Origin of the sequence: Novispirillum itersonii subsp. itersonii ATCC 12639 (assembly GCF_000381985.1) — a bacterium.
GTDB lineage: Bacteria > Pseudomonadota > Alphaproteobacteria > Rhodospirillales > Rhodospirillaceae > Novispirillum > Novispirillum itersonii.
Window position 1 is genome coordinate 23,016 of record NZ_KB907351.1, and the last position, 22,660, is coordinate 45,675.

The 22,660-nt window shown below is 62.8% G+C and carries 17 protein-coding genes; 10 read left to right on the top strand and 7 right to left on the bottom strand.

The window, feature by feature from the left end:
* Window positions 1-89: 89 nt before the first annotated feature.
* Window positions 90-1,910, top strand: a complete 1,821-nt coding sequence (typA, locus tag G365_RS0117085; protein WP_019646759.1) for a translational GTPase TypA — start codon at window positions 90-92, stop codon at window positions 1,908-1,910.
* Window positions 1,911-2,015: 105 nt separating this feature from the next.
* Here typA and G365_RS0117090 read toward each other — a convergent pair whose 3' ends face one another.
* Complete coding sequence (locus G365_RS0117090; protein WP_019646760.1) at window positions 2,016-2,348, bottom strand: hypothetical protein; 333 nt, start codon at window positions 2,346-2,348, stop codon at window positions 2,016-2,018.
* Window positions 2,349-2,532: 184 nt separating this feature from the next.
* Between G365_RS0117090 and G365_RS0117095 the strand changes: the two genes are divergently transcribed.
* Complete coding sequence (locus G365_RS0117095; protein ID WP_019646761.1) at window positions 2,533-3,078, top strand: hypothetical protein; 546 nt, start codon at window positions 2,533-2,535, stop codon at window positions 3,076-3,078.
* A 69-nt stretch (window positions 3,079-3,147) separates the two neighbouring features.
* On the opposite strand, the gene G365_RS0117100 is transcribed toward G365_RS0117095, so the two are convergent.
* Together G365_RS0117100 and G365_RS0117105 are read right to left on the bottom strand one after the other, a co-directional pair.
* Window positions 3,148-4,290, bottom strand: coding sequence for a pyridoxal phosphate-dependent aminotransferase (locus tag G365_RS0117100; RefSeq protein ID WP_019646762.1), 1,143 nt, complete (start codon window positions 4,288-4,290; stop codon window positions 3,148-3,150).
* 60 nt (window positions 4,291-4,350) lie between these two features.
* Window positions 4,351-5,709, bottom strand: coding sequence for a gamma-glutamyltransferase (locus G365_RS0117105; RefSeq protein WP_019646763.1), 1,359 nt, complete (start codon window positions 5,707-5,709; stop codon window positions 4,351-4,353).
* A 31-nt stretch (window positions 5,710-5,740) separates the two neighbouring features.
* Here G365_RS0117105 and G365_RS0117110 point away from each other — a divergent pair, with 31 nt between their 5' ends.
* The 4 genes from G365_RS0117110 to G365_RS0117125 all read left to right on the top strand — a co-directional run bounded on the left by G365_RS0117110 (window position 5,741) and on the right by G365_RS0117125 (window position 9,724).
* Window positions 5,741-7,126 carry a M48 family metalloprotease gene (locus G365_RS0117110; protein WP_169545185.1) on the top strand — a complete coding sequence of 462 codons (1,386 nt, stop codon included), beginning with the start codon at window positions 5,741-5,743 and terminating at the stop codon, window positions 7,124-7,126.
* 103 nt (window positions 7,127-7,229) lie between these two features.
* The gene (locus tag G365_RS0117115) at window positions 7,230-7,991 is read left to right on the top strand and encodes a DsbA family protein (RefSeq protein ID WP_019646765.1); all 762 of its coding nucleotides are present in this window, start codon (window positions 7,230-7,232) and stop codon (window positions 7,989-7,991) included.
* 98 nt (window positions 7,992-8,089) lie between these two features.
* Window positions 8,090-8,419 carry a heat shock protein HspQ gene (hspQ, locus tag G365_RS0117120; RefSeq protein ID WP_019646766.1) on the top strand — a complete coding sequence of 110 codons (330 nt, stop codon included), beginning with the start codon at window positions 8,090-8,092 and terminating at the stop codon, window positions 8,417-8,419.
* Window positions 8,420-8,521: 102 nt separating this feature from the next.
* Window positions 8,522-9,724, top strand: a complete 1,203-nt coding sequence (locus G365_RS0117125) for an O-antigen ligase family protein (protein WP_019646767.1) — start codon at window positions 8,522-8,524, stop codon at window positions 9,722-9,724.
* A 403-nt stretch (window positions 9,725-10,127) separates the two neighbouring features.
* Here the strand turns inward: G365_RS0117125 and G365_RS0117135 are convergent, their stop codons facing one another.
* Window positions 10,128-11,342, bottom strand: coding sequence for a benzoate/H(+) symporter BenE family transporter (locus G365_RS0117135; protein WP_019646769.1), 1,215 nt, complete (start codon window positions 11,340-11,342; stop codon window positions 10,128-10,130).
* Between the two features lie 118 nt (window positions 11,343-11,460).
* Between G365_RS0117135 and G365_RS0117140 the strand changes: the two genes are divergently transcribed.
* Window positions 11,461-12,213, top strand: coding sequence for a GntR family transcriptional regulator (locus G365_RS0117140; RefSeq protein WP_019646770.1), 753 nt, complete (start codon window positions 11,461-11,463; stop codon window positions 12,211-12,213).
* Between the two features lie 105 nt (window positions 12,214-12,318).
* Here the strand turns inward: G365_RS0117140 and G365_RS0117145 are convergent, their stop codons facing one another.
* Window positions 12,319-14,988: a ribonuclease E/G gene (locus tag G365_RS0117145; protein WP_019646771.1), complete on the bottom strand. Its 2,670-nt coding sequence runs from the start codon at window positions 14,986-14,988 to the stop codon at window positions 12,319-12,321.
* A 724-nt stretch (window positions 14,989-15,712) separates the two neighbouring features.
* On the opposite strand from G365_RS0117145, the gene G365_RS0117150 reads away from it, so the two are divergent.
* The 3 genes from G365_RS0117150 to prfB all read left to right on the top strand — a co-directional run bounded on the left by G365_RS0117150 (window position 15,713) and on the right by prfB (window position 21,138).
* A complete protein-coding gene (locus G365_RS0117150) occupies window positions 15,713-17,227 on the top strand; it encodes an N-acetylmuramoyl-L-alanine amidase (protein ID WP_019646772.1) in 1,515 nt (504 codons plus the stop codon).
* 128 nt (window positions 17,228-17,355) lie between these two features.
* A complete protein-coding gene (locus G365_RS0117155) occupies window positions 17,356-19,905 on the top strand; it encodes a penicillin-binding protein 1A (protein WP_019646773.1) in 2,550 nt (849 codons plus the stop codon).
* A gap of 107 nt (window positions 19,906-20,012) precedes the next feature.
* A protein-coding gene (gene prfB / locus G365_RS0117160; RefSeq protein ID WP_155976348.1) for a peptide chain release factor 2 occupies window positions 20,013-21,138 on the top strand; the annotation gives its coding sequence in 2 pieces (ribosomal slippage) (window positions 20,013-20,081 and window positions 20,083-21,138; 1,125 coding nt in all).
* 66 nt (window positions 21,139-21,204) lie between these two features.
* Here the strand turns inward: prfB and G365_RS0117165 are convergent.
* Window positions 21,205-21,741: a hypothetical protein gene (locus G365_RS0117165; RefSeq protein WP_155976349.1), complete on the bottom strand. Its 537-nt coding sequence runs from the start codon at window positions 21,739-21,741 to the stop codon at window positions 21,205-21,207.
* 7 nt (window positions 21,742-21,748) lie between these two features.
* Window positions 21,749-22,579, bottom strand: coding sequence for a ferritin-like domain-containing protein (locus G365_RS0117170; RefSeq protein WP_019646776.1), 831 nt, complete (start codon window positions 22,577-22,579; stop codon window positions 21,749-21,751).
* Window positions 22,580-22,660 lie beyond the last annotated feature (81 nt).

Consider the following 22,660-nt stretch of genomic DNA (forward strand, 5'->3'; position numbering starts at 1 on the left):
GCTCAGGATACCCCTCCTCCGGGCCGGATCGGCCCGCCCGCGTCCCAGGGGCTGCACAGCAGCCCGTCCCTAACCAATTGGAACCCTTCATGGATCTTCGCAATATCGCGATCATTGCCCACGTCGACCACGGGAAGACCACCCTCGTTGACGCCATGCTGAAGCAGAGCGGAACCTTCCGCGAAAACCAGAAAGTGGCCGAGCGCGCCATGGACTCCAACGATCTGGAGCGTGAGCGCGGCATCACCATTCTGGCAAAGTGCACCTCCGTTGACTGGAACGGGCACCGCATCAACATCGTCGACACCCCGGGCCACGCTGACTTCGGTGGCGAAGTGGAACGCATCCTGTCGATGGTCGATGGCGTGGTTCTGCTGTGCGACTCCGCTGAAGGCCCGCTGCCGCAGACCAAGTTCGTGCTGGGCAAGGCCCTGAAGCTCGGCCTGCGCCCGATCGTGCTGATCAACAAGGTTGACCGTCAGGACGCCCGTCCGCACGAAGTCCATGACGAGATCTTCGACCTGTTCGCCAGCCTTGATGCCAGCGATGAGCAGCTCGACTTCCCGACCCTGTTCGCTGTCGGCCGTGAAGGCTGGGCGGTGGAGAATCTGGATACCGACGAGCGTAAGGATCTGACCCCGCTGTTTAATCTGGTGCTGCGCCATGTGCCGCCGCCGAAGCGGGATCTGGAAGCGCCGTTCTCCATGCTGGCCACCACCCTGGAAGCCGACCCGTATCTGGGCCGTATCCTGACCGGCCGCATCGCCACCGGGCGCGCCAAGGTCAACATGGCGATCAAGGCGCTTGGCCGTGACGGCAGCCTGATTGAACAGGGCCGTGCCTCGAAGATCCTTGCCTTCCGTGGCCTGCAGCGCGTGCCGCTGGACGAAGCCGAAGCCGGGGACATCATCTCCATCGCCGGTCTGACCAAGGCGAACGTGTCGGATACCATCTGCGCCCCCGACGTGACCGAGGCGCTGGAAGCCCAGCCGATCGATCCGCCGACTCTGGCAATGACCTTCACCGTCAACGACAGCCCGCTGGCCGGGACCGAAGGTGACAAGCTGACCAGCCGCGTCATCAAAGGCCGTCTGGAACGCGAAGCTGAAGGCAACGTCGCCATCCGCATCACCGAAAGCGCCGACAAGGACAGCTTCGAAGTGGCTGGCCGTGGTGAACTGCAGCTCGGTGTTCTGATCGAAACCATGCGCCGTGAAGGGTTCGAGCTGTCGATCTCCCGCCCGCGCGTGCTGTTCCGGGAAGAAAACGGCGTCCGCATGGAGCCGATCGAAGAAGTCGTCGTCGACGTCGATGAAGAATTCTCCGGTACCGTGGTCGAGAAGATGAGCCTGCGTAAGGCTGAAATGACCGACATGCGTCCGTCGGGTGGCGGCAAGACCCGCATCACCTTCCTCGCCCCGTCGCGTGGCCTGATCGGATATCACTCTGAATTCCTGACCGACACCCGTGGCACCGGCCTGATGAACCGCCTGTTCCACAGCTACGCCCCCTACAAGGGTGCGATTGAAGGGCGCCGGACCGGGGTTCTGATTTCCAATGCCCAGGGCGATGCCGTTGCTTATGCCCTGTTCAACCTGATCGACCGTGGCCCGCAGTTCGTGGTCCATAACGACCGGGTGTATGAGGGCATGATCGTCGGCGAACATACCCGTTCCAACGATCTGGAAGTCAACGTCCTGAAGGGCAAGCAGCTGACCAACATCCGCGCCTCCGGCAAGGACGAAGCCATTAAGCTGCCGCCGCCGAAGAAGATGTCGCTGGAAGAAGCCCTGTCTTATATTCAGGATGACGAGCTGGTGGAAGTGACCCCGAAGTCGATCCGTCTGCGCAAGCGTTACCTTGACCCGAACGAGCGCAAGCGCGCCGCCAAGAAAGGCGAGTTCGAATAAGACCTAGAAAGAAACCCCCGTCAGTCCTCTGACGGGGGTTTCTTTCTGACGCCCTCAAAACGGCGCGCCGCCAGATCCGAAGCATGGCGCTTTTCTGGGCGGGAGCTATTTGCAGTCGAAGACAGACAGATTCGGCGCCGTCAGTGGGCATTGGTACCGCAGGGTTCCAACAAAAACCGGCGTCCGCTTGGTCCGCGCACATTCCTGCACGGCCAGACGCTGAACTTCAGCGGTCGGCTGGCCGGCATGACAGACAGACACCAGGTCATCGGTTGAAGTGCCGACAAATTTATGCGGTTCTCCGGCCTCACGGCGCCGGTCAACCCACGGGTCCGCACAGCCCGCCAGCAGGGTGAGGATCGATACTGATGCAACAAGGGCGCACATCCGGCGTAACCGGGCCTTCTGTTCCGGACGGTGGATACCTGCGATGCTCATCTGCTGCCTCCTGTGCGCCCACTCTGTCGGCGGACAGGTATACTGCACCCGACGCGACAGGCAAAGCGGCATCCCATGAGGGGACTCTACAGTTATTGATAATGCTTCTCATTCTCTTGAGTGGACAACCGACTTTCTCCTGCCTATAATCAGTCTCAAGTTCTCTTCGTGATGGATCAGCCCCATGTTCGCCGACAACACTCTGACACCGCGTGAAGCCGTCCGCCTGTGTACCCTCGGCACCATTGCAGCGGGGCCGCTGCACTATTCGCAGCTGGCATCCTCGGTCCGGCTGTTCATCACCCGCCTGTCCGGCCCCTCGCTTGACCTGCTGGGCAGCTCCATTGAACTGCTCCGCTACGAAGGCCTGGTCGAGCCGGTAAATGGCGAAGGCATGGAAGATGATGCCCTGTTGCAAATCACTCCGGCCGGGGCTGAAGCCTTTCATGATCTGATGACGGCGCCGCTGCGCCCGGCCAGCGATCTGTCCAAGCTGATCACCGCCCTGAAATTCCGCTTCCTGCATCTGCTGCCTGCCGCAATTCAGGCAGAGCAGATTGACCTGCTGATCGATACTCAGGAAACCGGGCTGAACCGTCTGGCTGATCTGCGGAAGGCAGTCAACGGTGAACCGGGCTACATGGGCGATTGGCTGGACGAGGAAATCGCCCGCGCTGAAGATCGCCTGGCGTGGCTGGAAAATCTGCGGGTCCGCGCCGGTCAGGCGTAATCCACTCTCAAAAGCAGATTGAGAAAAGAAGAAGGGGAGCCGGTCGGCTCCCCTTCGTTCTTGTGGCCTTCAGGACCAGCCTTTCAGCTGCTCCACTGCCTCGCGCAGGGTCGCCTCATCCCGCGCGAAGGAAAAGCGGACAAAATGGCTACCGCCGACCGGGTCGAAATCGACCCCCGGCGTTGCCGCGACCCCGGTTTCAGCCAGCATACGACGACAGAACTCAAGGCTGTCATTGGTCCGGTCGGCAACGTCTGCGTACAGATAAAAAGCACCGTCCGGCGGGGCAAAACGGCTGAATCCGGCCTTCGGCAACTCTTCCAGCAGCATCGCCCGGCTGCGGCCATAGGCGGCAACCCGGGCCTCCAGCTCCTCAATATGATCGAACACATGGATTCCAGCATGCTGAGACAGGGCCGGCGCGGAGATGAACAGATTCTGCGCCAGACACTCAACGCCGCGGACCATGTTTTCCGGCACCACCAGCCAGCCAAGGCGCCAGCCAGTCATGCAGAAATATTTAGAGAAACTGTTGATCAGAACCGCCTGATCGGTAAAGCGGGCCGCCGTCGCCGCTTGCTGGCCAAAAGCAATGCCATGATAGATCTCATCAGAGATCAGGCGGATGCCATTAGCGTCACAGTAGGCCGCCAGCCGCTGCAGTTCGTCCGGGGCCATGATCGTACCGGTCGGATTCGACGGGCTGGCGACGATCAGACCATCCAGCTTCTGCCCACAGCGCTCCAGAACCTCGACCGTCGGCTGATAGCGGCTGTCCGGGCCAACCGGTATCGAGACCGGCTCAATCCCCAGTGAGCGCAGGATGCTGGGATAAGCCGGATATCCCGGCTGGGCCAGACCAACCCGGGCACCAACCTCGAAACAGGCGGCAAAAGCCAGAATAAACCCGGTGGAAGACCCAGTGGTCACCACCACCCGACTGGGGTCGATCTCCACGCCCTGCGTCCGCTGATAGTGCACAGCGATTCGACGGCGCAACTCCGGCAATCCAAGGGCCACGGTATAGCCGAGGGTATCACTCTCCAGAACTCCCTTCAGCGCCTCGGTCACGCCCTGCGGTACGCCAAGGGAGGGCTGCCCGACTTCCATATGCCAGACCGGCAACCCCTGCGCCTCCCGGTCGGTTGCCGCACGCACAACATCCATCACAATAAACGGCGGCACGGTGCCGCGGCGGGAGAGTCCCGACATCTCAGATTTCCTCACAGACACTGTTTTCCCCCGGCGAAACCGGCGGAAGCTTACGTTTGCTTACTTTTCTTTCCCGATCAGCAGACCGTACCCGGCACCACGCGAATCGATGGCAACGCGGCAGGATGCCGGATACGGCGGCAGCCCCTGCGGACAGCTGAGGCCGACAATCCGCCCCGGTCCGGAAGCGGCATTGATCACCGGCGGGAAAGACGCCTCAACCGACGCATCCGGCCCAATCAGGGTCACGGCAACACGGGCAGCGTGTTCCGGTGCCCCAAGACCGCCACCGGCCAGACCATACCGGAATTCGTTGACATTATCGTTGATCAGCAGACCAACGGCCATCGGGGCCATCATGTCGCCATCCGGCGGCAGAGTCAGGAACATGCCAAACCCCGGCACGGTCCGCCCGGCCCCGAAAGGAGCCACCATGGTCAGCGCGCAGGAGACCGAGGTGCCGGTACGGTCCGCCACCACAAAACCGGTGCTGCCTGCCTTGGTCGGAATCGCCCCCGACGGCGCAGGCAAAGATCCCGCCTCAGCCCCGCTCCACAGGGCGGCAAAATTCCCGAAAGAAGCGGCTCCCGGCGGGGTATAGAGGGTTTCGTTCCCGATCTTCCGGCTGTCCGGTGTCACCCACGACGGTGTCCATTCCCGCAGCCCCTGCACCGTGATGAGCCCACCGACACTGCGGACGGCTTCGACATAGTTCCGGCCCAGCACCCCGCCATACAGATCCCCCGGCCCATTCTGCCGCAGACGGCCCAGAACGGCCGCCAGATCTGTCTGAACCAGCTTATCGCCTTCCTTCAGCAGCGCCCCTTCGCGGGTACCAAACACCCGCGCGGCCAGAGGGTCACGGGCAATCGCCCGCCCGCCTTCCTGCAGTTCCAGCGCCAGTGCCCGCGACATCGGCTCGCCGAAGCGGGCCAGAAGTTCAGCCGGGGTCACCACCTCTTCCCAGCGCATCCGGCCATATTTGGCATGCAGCGCGAACAGGCCCCGTGGCAGGGCGGGCAATGCTACCGGCGTCCCCTGAACCCCGGCGGGCAGGCCAACCACAGACGCCGACAGGGGCGGGGTCATAAAATCAAGGACTTCAGTGGTTTTGGTCGCCCGGTCATGCACCACGCAGACCCCACCGCCCCCCAGACCGGCAGACGACGGCAGCGTCACCGCAAGGGTAAAGCCCATCGCCACGGCAGCATCAACCGCCGAGCCCCCGGCTGAGAGCACATCCCGCCCGACCAGCGTGGCCCGTGGCTCATCCGCCGCAATCGCACCGGCAAAGCCTTTAACCGTCCCAACGGTCCCTACCTTGAGATCCCGGGCCGGGTCGCCACAGCCGGTCAGGGCCATCGCCGCAACAATAACCCCTGCCAGAGACAGGCCCATCCGTTGACGGTGACGGGACATGCCCCTACCTTGGGAGGAAACCTTGAGGGTCATGGCAGTGCACACTTTCAGTTCAGCGTTTCGCATCTTCCGGTTCAACGTCCTGCGGTTGGCGGTAACGGTACTGGCAGGGGCGTCCCTGATCCTAGCGCCGGGAGTGGCTCAGGCCGCGGGGGCTTCGGTCCTTCGCGACGCGGAAATTGAAACTATCATCCGCTCTTACGCTGATCCACTGTTCCGAGCATCCGGCATCCCCCCGGAATCAATCCGGATCCGGATTCTTGAAGATGAGACCCTCAACGCCTTCGTGACATCGGGCAACCGGATGTTCATCCACTCCGGCCTGCTGATGAAGACGGAGACCCCCCTGCAGCTGATCGGCGTCATCGCCCACGAAACCGGACACATCGCCGGGGGCCATATCGCCCGTATGGGGCCGGAGCTGGAAAAGGCGATGATGACCTCGCTGCTGGCAACCGCCCTGGGGGTGGTGGCCGGGGTCGCATCGGGGCGCGCCGATGCCGGGATGGCGGCGATGACACTGGGCGGCACTGTGGCGGAGCGCACCTTCTTCGCGTTTACCCGCACGCAGGAAAACTCGGCGGATGCCTTCGCGATGAAGGTGCTGGACTCGACCAATCAGTCGGCACAGGGCCTGCTGGAATTCTTCCATACCCTGCAGGGTCAGGAAATGCTGGTGGCCGCACGGCAGGATCCCTATGTGCGAACCCACCCGCTGACCGAAGACCGTATCAGCGCCATCGAAAACCACGTTGAGCAGAAAAATATCTCCGACCGCGTGCCGTCGCAGCAGCAGGCCACCCATGACCGGATGGTGGCCAAACTGTTCGCATTCCTGAACGGACAGGGGCGGACCCTGCAGAAATACCCGGAAACAGACCAGAGCCTCTCAGCCCGCTACGCCCGCGCCATCGCCTATTACCGGCGCGGAGACATGGCGAAAGCCCTGCCGGAAATTGACGGCCTGATCCGGGAATACCCGAAAGATCCGTACTTCCACGAGCTGCGCGGCCAGATGCTGGTGGAAAATACCCGCATCGCCGAAGGCCTGCCCTCCTACCGCACTGCTGTCTCTCTGGCCCCCAATGCGCCCCTGATCGGGATCAGCTATGGCCACGCACTGGTTGAGAGCGACATTCCCGCCAACTGGACCGAAGCGCAGACCGTTTTGCGCCGCGCCCTGTCGCAGGAGCCGGACCACGCCTTCGGGTGGCGGATGCTGGGCAATGCCTATGGCAAAGCCGGAGACGAAACCCGCGCCGCCTATGCGATGGCTGAATATGCCCTGCTGATCGGTGACCGCAGTCAGGCCCGCTTTCAGGCTGCCAAAGCTGAGAAAGGCCTGAAGCAGAGCGACCCGATGTGGCTGCGCCTGCAGGACATCAAGACGCATGCCAAGCCGGATGATGAAAAGTAAGACACGCCGATTTGATCACCGGACCAGCACACACCACGTTATGCTGTGGCGCTGCCGCTTTCTGCGTCGACACCGATGGACGCCCCCTGGAGACACCTGTTTGATGATCCCGATGCCTCGCGCCCTCCGCTCTCTGGCCGCCGCCGCCCTGATTCTGGGGGCAGCACTGCCCGCCACGGCCTCTGCTGCCGACAGTTTCTCCGACAGCCAGAAGACGGAGGTTGAAACTATTGTCCGGGACTACCTGCTGAAACACCCGGAAGTGCTGATGCAGGCGATGGAAGTCCTGCAGTCCCGTCAGGAGGCGGAAGAAAAGACCCGTCAGCTGGCAGCGGTCAAAGAACACCGCCGGGCCCTGCTGTCCAACGCCGATGACCCGGTGATGGGCAACCTGAAAGGCGACGTCACAGTGGTCGAGTTCTTCGATTATCAGTGCGGCTACTGCAAGCGGGTTTATCCGTCCCTGATGGATACCGTCAAAGCGGACGGCAAGGTGCGGATCGTCATGAAGGAACTGCCGGTTCTGGGTCCGGCCTCCATCGTTGCCGCCCGCCATGCGCTGGCCGCCAAGCTGCAGGGGCAGGCAAAGTATGATGCCTTCCACAGCGCCATGATGGCCGCCCGCGGCCCGGTGACCGAAGACAGTATCGCCGCTGCTGCCCGCACTGCCGGGCTGGATACCGCCCGGCTGGCCGCTGATGCCAAGAAGCCGGAAATTGAGCAGCAGCTGCGCGCCAATATGGAGCTGGCTTCGGCGCTGGGGATCAGCGGCACCCCGGCCTTTGTCATCGGCGACACCCTGATCCCCGGTGCGGTGGAAGCCCCGGTCCTGAAAAAAGCGATCGACGACGCCCGCAAGGGATAAGGCCCGGCCCCTTGCCGGGGTCTGAAGAGCCGCCTATATCGGCCGGGGGAAGCGCCTTAATCTTCCCCCGGTCTGTTTGTTTAAGGGTCGGAGTGATTATGCAGGTCAAAAAAGCCCTGTTCGAGATCGGTCAGGTGGTCCGGCACCGGGTCTTCGCGTTCCGGGGCGTGGTCTTTGACGTGGACCCCGAATTTGCCAACAGTGACGAGTGGTGGCAGGCAATCCCCGAGGCGATCCGCCCCCGGAAAGATCAGCCGTTCTACCACCTGTTGGCTGAAAATGAGCAGGGCTCTTATATTGCCTATGTCTCTGAACAGAATCTGCTGCTGGATGACTCCGGCTCCCCTGTTGACCACCCGGACATTGATAAGCATTTCATCATTGATGCTGACGGGAGCTATCACCCGAGGCCACAGGCCCTGAACTGAGCCGCGCTCTGCCGGATCAGGCCACCTCTGGCAAATCCCTGATGACGTGGCAGGGATCAGCGGGCATTCTGCGCCCCTGCTTCTCTGATGCGGTGATGCTGAATGGATCTGAAACCGTTACGCCCGGAATGGCTTCTCCCCCTGTGTGCCCCTCTGGCATGGCTGGCTCCACAGGGACTGTGGATTCCCGTTGCGGTCAGTGGACTGTGGTCCCTGTTTTTACTGCGGGGTGATCTGATCCGCTGGGCGGTCCGGGCCAACCCGGTTCTGCTGGCATTTCTGGCTTTTGCGGTTCTCAGTGCAGTCTGGGCGATTGATCCGGTCGGATCCCTCAAGCGCGGCCTGCTGCTGTGCCTTGAGGTTCTCGCCGGGCTCAGCCTGTTTCTGCATCTGAAAAAAAGCCCGGATCAAGCCCTGATCCGTCCGGCCCTGACCCTGCTGGCGGGCACCGTCCTGTTCGCACTTCTGGCCAAACTTGACATGATCAGTGCTGGCCTGCTCAGCGGCTGGGCCCGTAAAGGGGCAGCCGTTCAGGATGGCGTGGTTTACAGTCGCGGCGTCGCGTTCCAGACCATCATCCTGTTTCCGCTGTGCGGGCTGTTGCTGCGGATTATCCAACCCCGTCTGCGCGGAATACTCCTTGCCCTGACCGCGACCGGGGCTGTCAGCATTTTTCTGCACACCAGCGAAACGTCGATGGGCGGGCTGTTGCTGGGCGGACTGGCAGCTGCGGTCCTGTTCGCCATTCCGCGCTTTGTCAGCCTGCTGCCGGTGGTGCTGGCGTTCGGTTTTCTGGCGATGCCCTGGATCACGCCAAAAGCCAACAGCACCCTGTACTGCCTCTCAGATTTTTCCCCCAGCCTGATGCACCGCATGCAGATCTGGACCTTCGGAAAAGACCGGATCAGCGAAAAGCCGCTGTTCGGATGGGGGCTGGATGCTGACCGGGTCATGCCCGGTGGCCATGATCCGGTGACCATCGCCCACTGCTCTACCGGGGTGGTGATGGCGGTGGGGGAATCCCTGCCCCTGCACCCCCATAACGGCCCCCTGCAGATCTGGATTAACTTCGGCCTTGCCGGGGCGGTTCTGGCCGCCGCCACGCTGGGCTGGGCCCTGTCCTCTGTAATTGAGCGCTGTAGCGGTTCACGGCGCGAGGCCGCCCTGCTGGCCGCCTGCCTGATCCCCGGTTTTGTGGTGATTTCGATGGGATACGGATTCTGGCAGAGCTGGCTGCTGGCAACACTGTGGATTGCCGCCGCCCTGACCGGGCGCCGCTTTTCCGTCGCCCCACATACCACCTGACCCCTCCTGAAACAAAAAAGGCGCATGGGGCTGCCGTCCCCATGCGCCCGCCATCCATCCCCGAGAGGCAGGGACCGGATGGTGTCTGATACCGCGCGGATACTGAAACCGCTTTAGCCGCGCGGGTGCATCGCCTTCCAGATCACAAAAGCCCCAAGGCCGACAGTGACCAGCAGAATCAGCCCGATTCCGGACATGCCATAGAAAAACATCTCTTCGAAAGTCATCGCAGATACTCCCCTGATACACCGGGGAGCACAGCCCCCGCTGTGCCTCTCCCGGGGGACTGTGGGTTCGCCACAGCCCGTCATTCTGAGGGAAGTAAAGCCCATCGAGGAATTCAGGACATTGAGAATTGTCAATCTGGGGAAAAATTAGCCACGGCCCTCACGGACTGGCCATTTCAGCCTGACGGTTTCGCAGTTGCCCGCAGCAGCGCCCGGAACAGAAGACCGCAGATCAAGCCCCAGAACGCAGGCCCGATCCCCCACAACGACAGACCGGAGGCCGTGATCAGAAAGGTCAGCACCGCAGGCAGACGGTCTTCCGCCTCCTGAAATCCGGCGACAGCCGCCCCGGCAAAAGCATTCATCAACGCCAGACCGGCAACCGCCTGAATCAGCAGGGGCGGCGACTGGGAGACCAAAGCCGCCGCCGCTGCCGAAAGCACGGCTAACCCGACATACATCAGGCCAGCCATCAGCGCGGCGATGTAACGGCGGTCCGGCGAAGAGGAGGCCTCCGGCCCGGCACACAGCGCAGCGGTGATTGCAGCAAGGTTGATAGACAGGCCGCCACAAAGGGCGGACAGCATGGATCCTAAACCGGTCCCGGCAAACAGTGGCCGGGCGTTCGGGCGATAACCGTTTGCCGCCAGAATGGCCAAACCCGGCACATTCTGCGACGCCATGGTGACCAGAAACAGCGGCAGTGCAATGCCGACCACCGCACTCCCCGTCAGGGTCGGGGTGACAAACGACAGGGACGGAGCCAGCGACACTGCTGCCGCAGCCTGCCCCCCGGTCAGTTCAGGAAAAAGCATCAAAACCAGCGCGACCAAGACCGCCACCGGCACCGCATACAGCCGGGAAAACACTGTGGTCACCGCCCACGCCAGCACAACCGGCACCGCCAGCATCGGTATCGCCTTCAAGGCCGTAAACGGCGCCAGACACAGAGGCAGCAGAATCCCCGCCAGCATGGCATTGGCGATCGAAGAGGGAATCCGCTGGATTAGTGTCCCCAAGGGCCGCCACAGGCCACACAGAATGATCAGGGCCCCGACCAGCAGAAAAGCCCCGACTGCCGCCGCAAAACCACCATCAGCGACGCCGGTCGCTGCCAGCAAAGCAGCGCCGGGCGTGGTCCAGGCGATACTGATCGGCTGCCGCAGGCGCAGACTGAACAGCACCCCTGCCACCCCCATCATAATGCAGGTGGCCGTCAGACCCGAAGCGGCCTGCTCCGGGGTGGCCCCAACCGCCAGAAGCCCCTGCACCACCACCGCGAAGGAACTGCCAAAGCCGACCAGACCGGCGATCACGCCAGTTGTAATGGTCTGAAAAGACAACGCCAGTCGGAGCGGGACCGGAGACGGGCCATGTACGGGGGAGGTCATCGGGGAAACATCCACTGTCAGCGGTCGGTACAGTCCTCACGACGACAGCCTTCGGCTTGCCAACGCAGAGGGATATGATATTGTTCAATTGGATCCAATTGAACATGTTTGGAGCATCATGGCAACCCTTTTGCCGGACCTGCCCGCCCCCTCATCCCACAGCGACACCCCGGGAGAGGACGCCTCTGCCCCGCTCGGGTCCCTGATCGCGAAAAGCAAGCCACGTTACCGGACGGCGACGGAATTCGTTGAGGCTACTCTCCGCGACGGCATTCTGTCGGGTCAGATTCCCGGTGGCACCCCGCTGCGACAGGAAGACCTCGCCCACCAGTTCGGGGTCAGCCGGATGCCGATCCGGGAAGCCCTGCGGCAGCTGGAGGCCCAGGCCCTGATTGACTTCACCCCCCACAAAGGGGCAGTGGTCACCACGATCTCCGCCGCAGATGCTGCTGATCTGTTTACCGTGCGGCTGGCATTGGAGCCCGCAGCCCTCGCCCTGTCGTTACCCCATCTGACAGCAGAGGATCTGCTGCGGGCCGCTGACAGCATTGCCGATATGGATGGGGAACGGGATCTGGCGCGGATGGGGGAGCTGAACCGCCGCTTTCACATGGTGCTGTATTCCCGGGCTGACAGCCCTCGCCTTCTCGGACTGGTGGAACAGCACATGGCCGTCTTTGACCGCTATCTGCGGTTTGAGCTGGCTGCCCTGGGCTGGGATCACCTGAAGCAGGATGACCACCGTGCGCTGCTGGAAGCCTGTCACAGCCGAGATACAGACACCGCCATCACAATCCTGACCGGCCATCTGCGTCACGCCGATCAGGCCCTGCGCCGCTTTTTTACCAACCGGACAGACCGCACAGCCTGAAGATGCCCCCCCGTCGCAGGCCTCAGCTTGCAACCGGAGAAAGCCAGAAAAAAGGGCACCCCTAAGGGTGCCCTTTCTGTTTACAGGCTTAACAACCGCAACCGATCAGCGGCGCCACCAACCCCGGCGGGGCGGAGCATTCGGGTCTTCCTGCTCAGTGACCACAACCGGCGTCACTGCGGTATCGCCCGATTCGGCGACCTCAGCGACAGGAGCAGCCACCTCGACCTCGGCCGGGGACACGTCCGCAGACACCGGAGCAACCGGCTCAGCGATCAGCGGAACACTGTCATCCTGAGCGTCAGCGGGGACAGCCTCCGTCGCAGGAGCCTCCGCTTTCCGGCGGCTGCGGGTCTTGCGGGCAGGCTTCTCAGCTTCGGCCGACTCCGCCTTCCGGCGGCTCGGACGACGCTTGGAGTCAGAGGCAGCCTCAACAGCTTCCACCTCGACAGCAACCGGACCATCGGATACACCGTCCGTATCCTGCTCGGCAGCGTCCACCGCCGGAGTCGCCTGAACGGTCACCACCGTTTCATTCGGGGCGCTGCGAACCCGGCGCACACGGCGACGGGCCGGACGGCCTTCCGGGGCTGCAGAAACCGGCGCAGCCTCAACAACAACATCCTCAGAGAGGACGGCCTCGCCCTCTTCGTCCGTCACCGCCTCAGACGCGGCATCGACATCCGCCTCAGCCCGGTCATCGGCCCCGGCAACACCGTCAGAGCCGTTCCCATTCCGACGGCGGCGGCGGCCCCCACGGCGGGACCGACGGCGACGGCCGCCATCACGGCCATCATCAGACCCGGCATCGTCGCCGTTGTGGTCGGCGGCGGCATCAGTGTCGCTACCGTCGGCGTCGTCTGCGGCATCCTCAGCCTCTTCACCGGCATCAGCGTCAGACTCATCGCCATCCTGCAGGGCAGCATCGGCAACGTTGTCTTCACCCTCACCGTTTTCACCCCGACGGCGGCGCTTGCGGCGCTTGCGGCGACGCTTGCCATCTCCGTCACGGGCCCCCTGCTCGCTTTCAGCACGGGTTTCTGTGACCTCTTCGATCTCTGCGGCTTCTACCACGTCGATCTCATCCACCGGATCCTCTTCGACAAAGTCGTCGTCAGGATCCGCCGGCAGCGGAGCCGGCATTTCCGGGATCGGCAGCGGATTTGCGGCCTTAACCCGATCCATCCGGTAATCCGGAGCAATCAGGCTGTCATCCCCGCGCAGGAACGCCTGCAGGCCATACCGGGCCTCGATCTCGTCCAGCGTCTTGCGCTTATTGTTCAGCACATACAGCGCCACCGGGGTGGCGACATGGACGGTGATTTCCGACGAGCGGCGACGGACGCCCTCTTCTTCGATCACGCGCAGGATCTGCACTGCCGCGCTTTCGACCGAGCGGACCATCCCGGTCCCGGCGCAGTGCGGGCAGGTATGGAAGCTGGTTTCCATCAGCGACGGACGCAGGCGCTGACGGGACAGTTCCAGCAGGCCGAAATGGCTGATCCGGCCGAGCTGGATCCGTGCCCGGTCCTGCTTCAGGGCATCTTTCAGGCGGCGCTCAACTGCGGCATTGTTCTTCGACTCCTCCATATCGATGAAGTCGATGACAATCAGACCGGCCAGATCGCGCAGCCGCAGCTGACGGGCGATTTCCTCAGCCGCCTCAAGGTTGGTCTTGACCGCCGTTTCCTCGATGTGCCGCTCCTTGGTGGCGCGGCCAGAGTTAACGTCAATCGCCACCAGCGCTTCGGTCTGGTTGATAACAATATAGCCGCCGGACTTCAGCTGCACGGTCGGGCTGTGCATCGCATCCAGCTGATTGTCCACCTGATAGCGGTGGAACAGCGGCATGGTCGGATCACGGTAAGGCTGAACCTTCTTGGCATGGCTCGGCGTCAGGATCTTCATGAAATCCTTGGCCGTGCGGTAGCCTTCATCGCCGTCAACCAGAACCTCTTCAATATCAGAGGTATAGATATCGCGGATCGCCCGCTTGATCAGGTTGCCTTCCTCGTGAATCAGGGCCGGAGCCCGCGACTGCATCGTCGTTTCACGGATCTGGGTCCAGGTGCGGATCAGGTATTCGTAATCCCGCTTGATTTCCGCCTTGGAGCGCTCCTGCCCGGCGGTGCGGAGAATGACAGCCATCTGCGACGGCACGTCCAGCTCCTGCATCACCTGCTTCAGGCGCTTGCGGTCAGCGGCATTGGTGATCTTGCGCGACACACCGCCGCCCTTGGCGGTGTTGGGCATCAGCACGCAGTAGCGGCCCGCCAGCGACAGATAGGTGGTCAGGGCGGCCCCCTTGTTGCCGCGCTCTTCCTTCACCACCTGCACCAGCATGATCTGACGGCGCTTGATGACTTCCTGAATCTTGTAATTGCGGGAAATGTAAGACTTGCCGCGGGACCGCGGGGCCATTTCTTCCGGATCATCACCGCCGAGGGTTTCAACATCCTCGCCGTCATCATCGCCATCATCGGCATGGCTGTCGGCTTCCGCCTGCATCAGCGCCTGACGGTCCGCGACCGGAATCTGATAATAATCGGGGTGGATTTCGCTGAACGCGAGGAACCCATGGCGGTTGCCGCCGTACTCTACGAAAGCCGCCTGAAGCGACGGCTCGACCCGGACAACCTTGGCAAGGTAGACATTGCCCTTCAGCTGCTTCTTGGTCGAGGTTTCAACGTCAAACTGTTCGAGACGGGTTCCATTGACCACCACGACCCGGGTTTCTTCCGGGTGGGTAGCATCCATTAACATGCGCTTGGCCATAAGCCTTGAGACTCCGTTGCATCCCCGGCCGGGACAGGCCACTGCGCCGGGGGCAGGTCATGACAGCAAGGCCCATGGCGCCAGGCTTCCCGCCCGTCGGCCGCCGGAAAGCGCCGGACAGGTCGCGGAGGGCGACTTCGGGTCCGGTCTTCGGCGCGACAGAAAGAGACAGCGGCTGCACGTGGGCCTCGAATTTCACAGGGTTGTCGAATAGGTCTCCAACCGGGCTCTCCCCACCGGTCTCTAACAGGCCGGAACGGGAAGCCGCATCGTGACTCCGAAAAAAAGTCGTTCAGAAACAAAAGGCTTCCGGACAGACCGTGCAGGGAGACACCGATACTGGGTGGCGACGGGAATTCGCGTTATGAACATAACGGGCAGGGGCCGTCGGCACAACAGTTTGTTGCCTGTAAAGATACCGTTGCCGGTCCCGGACCGTCTTTATTTTGCAGGCGCTCAAAAAGGCAGGGTGTTTCGCCCCCTTCCGGGTTGAAACCCCGGCTGCTTTGGTCCAGATTGAGCCTGACCGGTACAAAAGCAGTCCGGCCCGGAGCCCCGAACCGGCCCGCCCCCACGGACAAAGACCGCACCTGACGGCCTGCCTCAGACTGTTCCCGGCCCCGGTGCGGCTGACCGGGACAGAAAACCCCTGTCGTCCGAACGGAAACCGCTGTAAGACGCTTTGCCTGACCCACACCGACCGCCGAAGAACATATTCCAGCCCATGGCCGATCACCGCTCTTCAGACGACCAGCATCCCGATCAGCAGTCCCGCTGCACGCAGCAGGGCCGCCGCCGGATACTGCGCCGCCCCCTGTCAGCCCTGCTGCACAGGCAGGCGGCAGAAGGCCCGGTCCTGCCGGTGACGGATACGCGGACCCGGCTGGAAACGGTGTACAGCGTCTCCCGCCGGGCGATTCTGGCAGGCCTAAGTGGGGCCGCCAGCCTGCTGGTGCTGCCGCGCCTTGCCTTTGCCGTTCCGCAGGCGATGGATGTCCGCCTGGGCAAACCGACCCCTGACGTCACCCGGGTGGTGGTCGATGTCTCGGAAGAGATGCGGTTCAGCCTGTATACACTGGATAATCCCAACCGCATCATTGTCGACCTGCCGGAAGTGGACTGGAAACTCAGCCGGGACGGTGTGTTCGGCGGCGGGGGGATCATCCGCGCCATGCGCTATGGCCTGTTCCAGAGCGGCAACTCCCGCATGGTGCTGGATCTGGCCAGCCCGGCACAGGTCAAACAGGCCTTCATGCTGCCCCCGAACGAGGGGGGCGGCTGGCGGCTGGTGATCGACCTGCAGCAGACCACAGCAGACCTGTTTGCCGCCTCTTCCGGCCCGGAACACCGGATCGGCAGTTTCCGTCCGCCTGCCCAGCAGATGACGGAACCGACACCGGTCTCTCAGCAGGATGTGCAGGGGGGCAAGCCGCCGTCGAAAGCGAAGGACCCGCAGCAGCAGGAAGCAGCCCTGCGGTCCCCCGATCCCCGCACCGACAAGGCTGAAGACAAAACGCCGCCAAAAGGTAAGGTTAAGCCCGGCGGCAAGCCGGTCATCGTGCTGGATCCCGGTCACGGCGGCATTGATCCCGGTGCTATCGGGGTCTCCGGGGTTTTTGAAAAGAATATCACGCTGGCGGCCGCCAAAGAGTTCCGCAATATCATTGCCGCCTCCGGCCGCTATGACGTGCGCCTGACCCGCGATACCGACACATTCCTGCAACTGCGGGAACGGATGGCTTTGGGCCGCAAATATGGCGCATCGCTGTTTGTCTCGATCCATGCCGACACCGGGGCCCGCCCGAACGTCAAGGGTCTGTCGATCTATACCCTGTCCGAGAAATCTTCTGACGCCGAGGCCGCCGCCCTCGCCGACAAGGAAAACAAGGCCGACATCATCGCCGGGATCGACCTGAGCCATGAAAGCGCCGAGGTCACCAACATCCTGATCGAACTGGCGCAGCGCGAGACGATGAACATCTCGTCGCGCATTGCCGACACCATCATCGACGAGCTGCGCCGGGAAGTGACCCTGCTGCCGCGCTCGCACCGCTTTGCCGGTTTTGCGGTGCTGAAGGCCCCCGATGTGCCGTCGGTCCTGGTGGAAATGGGCTATCTGTCCAATCCGGAAGAAGAAAAAATGCTTCAGACAGCAGCCTACCGCGCCAAACTGGGGCGCTCGCTGCTGCGGGCCATTGACCGGCACTTTGCAAACGGGCAAAAGGCCAGTCGCACATGATGGCCCCCGCCCACCGGGCGGGTACGCCAGTACAGTACATATGACCGGCTGCCGAGCATCACCCCACACAGGGGGGATGTGGTGGCCCACTCTGTTTTGGTCACGGCCTGAGGGTAAGGATACTCGGTATGCTCAGGGGTTTCGCCATTCTGCTCAGCCTGCTGTTTCTGGGCATTGTTGCCGCCGTCGCCGTTGTCGGCGGCGTGTTCTGGCACTATGGCCGCAGCCTGCCGGATTACCGGCAGCTGGCTGACTATCAGCCGCCGGTCACCACCCGCCTGTATGCGGGCGATGGCCGCCTGATGACAGAATACGCGGTGGAAAAGCGGGTTTTCGTACCGATTGACGCCATCCCCCGCCGGATCATTGATGCCTTTCTGTCGGCAGAAGACAAAAACTTCTATCTGCATCAGGGCCTTGATCCGACCGGCCTGCTGCGGGCCATTGCCGTTAACGCCCGTAACGTCGGCTCTGACCGGCGCCCGGTCGGCGCATCGACCATCACCCAGCAGGTGGCGAAAAACTTTCTGCTGACCAACGAAGTGTCCATTGAGCGCAAAATCAAGGAAGCCATCCTCGCCCTGCGGATTGAACAGTCCTTCTCGAAGGATCATATCCTTGAGCTGTATCTGAACGAAATCTACCTTGGCTTTGGGTCCTACGGCGTGGCCTCGGCGGCGCTGAACTACTTCAACAAGTCTCTGGACCAGCTGACCGTTGCCGAAGCGGCCTATCTTGCCGCCGTCCCGAAAGCGCCGAACAACTATCACCCGATCCGCAAGCACGATGCCGCCGTCGAACGCCGGAACTGGGTGGTCGACCGGATGCTGGAGAACGGCTACATCTCTGACGCCGAAGCCGATGCCGCCCGGAACGAGGCGCTGCAGGTGCGGGAACGGGACGAGACCGAATACGTGCGGGGCGGGGAATTTTTCTCGGAAGAAATCCGCCGTCAGGTCGCCTCCGGCTACGGAGAGGCATCACTGTACAAAGGGGGCCTGACCGTCCGCACCACGCTGGATCCCGCCTATCAGGGATTCGCGGAAAAGGCCCTGCAGAAAGGCCTGATCGACTACGACCGCCGCCATGGCTGGCGCGGCCCGGTGGCCACCATGGGCGATCTGTCGTCCTGGAAGACCATGCTGGCCTCCATCGCCGCCCCCAAGGGCACGCCGGAGCGCTGGGGTCTGGCCGTGGTGCTGAAAGTCGGCAAGGATGCCTCGATCGGCTTTGTCAATGGCAGCACCGCCACCATTCCCTATGAAGCCCTGAAATGGGCCCGTCCGCACCTGCCGGAACAGCGGGTCGGACCGGAACCGAAATCCGCCACCGATGTTCTGAAGGCCGGAGACGTGGTGCTGGTGTCTGATACCGGCAAACCCGGCCAGTATGCGCTGGAACAGATGCCGGATGTGGATGGGGCGCTGGTCGCCATGGATCCGCACACCGGCCGCGTTCTTGCCATGGCCGGTGGCTTCTCGCCGGAAAAGTCGGAATTCAACCGGGCCACACAGGCCCTGCGTCAGCCCGGTTCCTCCTTCAAGCCGTTCGTCTATCTGGCCGCCCTCGACTCCGGTTTCACGCCGTCCACCCTCGTGATGGATGCGCCGTTTGTTTACGATCAGGGGCCCGGTCTGCCGCCCTGGAAGCCGAAAAACTATTCCGGCGACTACCTTGGCCCGACCACCCTGCGCGTCGGCATTGAAAAGTCCCGCAACCTGATGACCGCCCGCCTGGCACAGGCCATCGGCATGAACCGGGTGGCCCAGATGGCGGAACTGTTCGGGATCGACAAAAACTTCCCGCGGTTTCTCGCCGCCTCGCTGGGGGCCGGGGAAACAACGGTGATGCGGATGACCACCGCTTATTCCATGCTGGCCAACGGCGGGCGGCGGATTACCCCGACACTGATCGACCGTATTCAGGACCGTACCGGCAAAACCATCTACAAGCACGATACCCGCCAGTGTGAAGCCTGCAACAACACCTTCTGGACCGGTCAGGGCATGCCGGAAATCCCTGACAGCCGGGAACAGATTCTCGATCCGCGCAGCATTTACCAGATTGTCCACATCATGGAAGGGGTGGTGCAATACGGCACCGCAACCCGCCTGAAAGCCCTGAACGTGCCGATGGCCGGAAAAACCGGCACCACCAATGACAGCGTTGACACCTGGTTTGTCGGCTTTACCCCTGATCTGGTCGTCGGTGTGTTCGTCGGCTTTGACGAGCCGCGCTCGCTCGGGAAAAAAGAAACCGGCGGCTCTACAGCCCTGCCGGTGTTTCAGGCCTTCATGACCGATGCGCTGAAGGGTAAACCGGTCCGCCCGTTTGCCGTTCCCCGGGGAATTCAGTTCATCCGCGTGGATCATCGTACCGGCCGGATCGCCCAGGCCGGGGACAGCGACGTGGTGTATGAAGCCTTTAAGGTCGGGAACACGGCAGGCTTCACCCCATCGCCGGTCATTGACGGTTCCGCCCCGATTGACGGTGCCTCCGGCGCTGACGGCAACGGGGATATCATGCCGGAAGAAGACGGCCTTGGCCCGGCAGATGTCTATCGTGACACGGCCGGTTCCACCCCGTCCGCTCCGCCCCCGAACCCGTTTGCCACCGGCGCAGGCCAGACCCCGGCCCCCGCCCCGGTCACAGCCCCGCAGGCCGGTGGCCTGTACTGATCCTTTCCGCCCCACGGGAGGCCCCGCCGCCGTTGGCTGTTGCCAGCGGCGGCGCTTCGGCCTAAAACCGGGGTTCGCTTTTTGCCCATGCACGCCAAGAGGACCTGATGCGCGCTGAAGCCCAACAGTTGGTCGATGAGATCAAGCAGGCAATGGCCCTGCTGAGGAGGCATCTTTGACTGGGAGAATGCTCTCCTCCGCCTCGACGAAGTAAACGCGCTGGCCGAAGATCCCAATTTGTGGAACAACGCCGCCAATGCCCAGACGGTGATGCGGGAACGCACCCAGCTGGAAAATTCCATCACCGGCTTCCGTAAGCTGGAGAAGGATCTCGACGACGCGGTGACGCTGGTCGAACTCGGTGAAATGGAAGGCGATGAGCCGACCGTTGAGGAAGGTCTGACCGCCCTGCGGGCCATGCAGGCTGAAACCGCCAAGCGACAGCTGGAAAGCCTGCTGTCCGGCGAAGCCGACAGCAACGACTGCTACATCGAAATCAACGCCGGGGCCGGTGGCACCGAAGCACAGGACTGGGCCAGCATTCTGCTGCGCATGTACACCCGCTGGTGCGAACAGCACGGCTACAAGGTGGAAGTGCTGGAAGAATCCGACGGCGAAGAAGCAGGCATCAAGTCTGTCACCCTGCAGGTGACCGGCCTGAACGCGTATGGCTGGCTGAAGACCGAGAGCGGCGTGCACCGTCTGGTCCGTATTTCGCCGTTCGACAGTGCCGCCCGGCGCCATACCTCCTTCTCGTCGGTGTGGGTCTATCCGGTTGTCGATGACAACATCGAAATCGAGATCAACGAAAGCGACTGCCGCATCGACACCTACCGCGCCTCAGGCGCCGGGGGGCAGCACGTCAACCGGACCGAGTCGGCGGTGCGTATCACCCATATCCCGACCGGGGTGGTGGTGGCCTGCCAGACCCAGCGGTCGCAGCATCAGAACCGGGATGCGTGCTGGAAGATGCTGCGCGCCCGCCTGTATGAGCTGGAACTGCAGAAGCGCGAAGCCGCCTCGCAGGCTGAGCAGGACGCCAAAACCGATATCGGCTGGGGTCACCAGATCCGCTCTTACGTGCTGCAGCCGTACCAGATGGTCAAGGATCTGCGCACCGGGGTCGAAACCTCCGACAGTCAGGGGGTTCTCGACGGTGATCTCGACCAGTTCATGGCCGCCTCGCTGGCGCAGAAAATTCAGGGCTATGCCGATACCCTCGACAACGCCTGAGTCGATCTTGTCATAAGAAAAACGCCCCGGACCAAAGCCGGGGCGTTTTTTCATGCCGAAGAGACATCAGCGGGTTTCTTCCACAATCAGACCCCGGGTCATCTGGGCCAGAATCTCCCCCAAAGCTGCCCCATTCTCACCCCGGCGTGGCAGGCTGCCGGTGGCGGAAGCCTGTACCTCGGATTTATAACAGAAGGCTCCGATCACCCGGACCGTCGCCGGGTCACCCTGTTGCTCAAGACGGGTGCCGTCACACAACCGCTCCGGGGCAGTCGCAGCAGGAAGATCAAAAGCAAACACCAGCCGGTATTCAGGGGCTGCGGCCTGCGCCGGATCTGCGGTGGCCGTCACCACCTTCCGCTGAATGGCCCGGCTGACAGCGGCCCCGGCCTGTGCCGAGACACTATCCGGCGTATACCCTGCCGGTGCGGTCAGCACCTGTACCAACAGCGGCCCCCGGCTGGTCGCATAGTCAAAAAAAGCCCAGGTCCCACCCGGCCGCATAAAGGTCACCACTGTCTGCGGCACCTCGTCGCAGGCAGCGACCCCACTGACAGCCAGCGCCAGAACTGCCTGCGTCAGCCGCTTGAAAACCGTGCTCATGGCCATCTCAGGTCCGCTCCTCTACGGGTTTCACCAAGGGAGTGTACCACGCTGCCGGAAATCCGGCCTGATCGCGAGCCGCTTCATTGAACGGTGCCTTCAGCCCCCCGGGAAAATGCGCCGTCAGCATCGCCGCGTAAAGACCGGCAGGATCAGTGCCCCGGCACTCCGCCACATGCCGCATCCAACGCACACCGGCAGCGACATGCTTGATCTCATCGGCATAGATCACCTCCAGCGCCGCCACCACGACCTCCTCCCCCTGCGCCCGCAGGCGTGCCACCGTTGCCGGTGTCGTGTCCAGTCCCCGGGCCTCCAGCGTCATCGGCACCACCGCCAACCGGGCCGCAAGATCATGGGCGGTCTTTTCCGCAGCCTGCCACAGACCGTCATGGGCGGGCATCGCCCCATAAAAAGAGTCATAGCGCCGCAGGGTTGCCTCCAGCAGCTCGAAATGCTCAGCCTCTTCGACCGCCACCTGCACCCAGTCGTCATAAAAAGCCCGTGGCAGATCCTGCCCGGTGAAGCGGGCGATGATATCCCACGCCAGATCCACCGCATTCAGCTCGATATGGGCCAGTGCATGCAGCAGGCCAGCCCGCCCCTTGCCCGGACCGGTGGACCGCTTGGGCATTTCCCGCGGTGGCAGCAACAGCGGTGTGGCAGGCCGGGCTGGCCGGTCAGGCGGAACCGCCTTCCCCACATCACAGATGTCCCCCGCCTGCCAGGCGGCGGCAATCCGACCGGTCAGGGCACACTTTTCCTGCGGATCCGGCGTGGTCAGCACCAGTGTCGCAGCGGCGGCGAGGGTCCGGGGCAAAGGCGTCGGCTCGGTCACGGCGGATCTCCTGTCAATCATGAATCATGGCCCTACCCGAAGCGGACACCCCCGTCAATCATCGGGTCGCCCGGACCCTGA

Bases quoted from the DNA above. Each gene is read 5' to 3' on its own strand.
- hspQ (WP_019646766.1), top strand. From the start codon at position 8,090: ATGCAGGTCAAAAAAGCCCTGTTCGAGATCGGTCAGGTGGTCCGGCAC.
- G365_RS0117150 (WP_019646772.1), top strand. From the start codon at position 15,713: ATGGCCGATCACCGCTCTTCAGACGACCAGCATCCCGATCAGCAGTCC.
- G365_RS0117095 (WP_019646761.1), top strand. From the start codon at position 2,533: ATGTTCGCCGACAACACTCTGACACCGCGTGAAGCCGTCCGCCTGTGT.
- G365_RS0117125 (WP_019646767.1), top strand. From the start codon at position 8,522: ATGGATCTGAAACCGTTACGCCCGGAATGGCTTCTCCCCCTGTGTGCC.
- G365_RS0117155 (WP_019646773.1), top strand. From the start codon at position 17,356: ATGCTCAGGGGTTTCGCCATTCTGCTCAGCCTGCTGTTTCTGGGCATT.
- G365_RS0117090 (WP_019646760.1), bottom strand. From the start codon at position 2,348: ATGAGCATCGCAGGTATCCACCGTCCGGAACAGAAGGCCCGGTTACGC.
- typA (WP_019646759.1), top strand. From the start codon at position 90: ATGGATCTTCGCAATATCGCGATCATTGCCCACGTCGACCACGGGAAG.
- G365_RS0117105 (WP_019646763.1), bottom strand. From the start codon at position 5,709: ATGTCCCGTCACCGTCAACGGATGGGCCTGTCTCTGGCAGGGGTTATT.
- G365_RS0117110 (WP_169545185.1), top strand. From the start codon at position 5,741: ATGGCAGTGCACACTTTCAGTTCAGCGTTTCGCATCTTCCGGTTCAAC.
- G365_RS0117145 (WP_019646771.1), bottom strand. From the start codon at position 14,988: ATGGCCAAGCGCATGTTAATGGATGCTACCCACCCGGAAGAAACCCGG.
- G365_RS0117140 (WP_019646770.1), top strand. From the start codon at position 11,461: ATGGCAACCCTTTTGCCGGACCTGCCCGCCCCCTCATCCCACAGCGAC.
- G365_RS0117135 (WP_019646769.1), bottom strand. From the start codon at position 11,342: ATGACCTCCCCCGTACATGGCCCGTCTCCGGTCCCGCTCCGACTGGCG.
- G365_RS0117100 (WP_019646762.1), bottom strand. From the start codon at position 4,290: ATGTCGGGACTCTCCCGCCGCGGCACCGTGCCGCCGTTTATTGTGATG.
- G365_RS0117165 (WP_155976349.1), bottom strand. From the start codon at position 21,741: ATGAGCACGGTTTTCAAGCGGCTGACGCAGGCAGTTCTGGCGCTGGCT.
- G365_RS0117115 (WP_019646765.1), top strand. From the start codon at position 7,230: ATGATCCCGATGCCTCGCGCCCTCCGCTCTCTGGCCGCCGCCGCCCTG.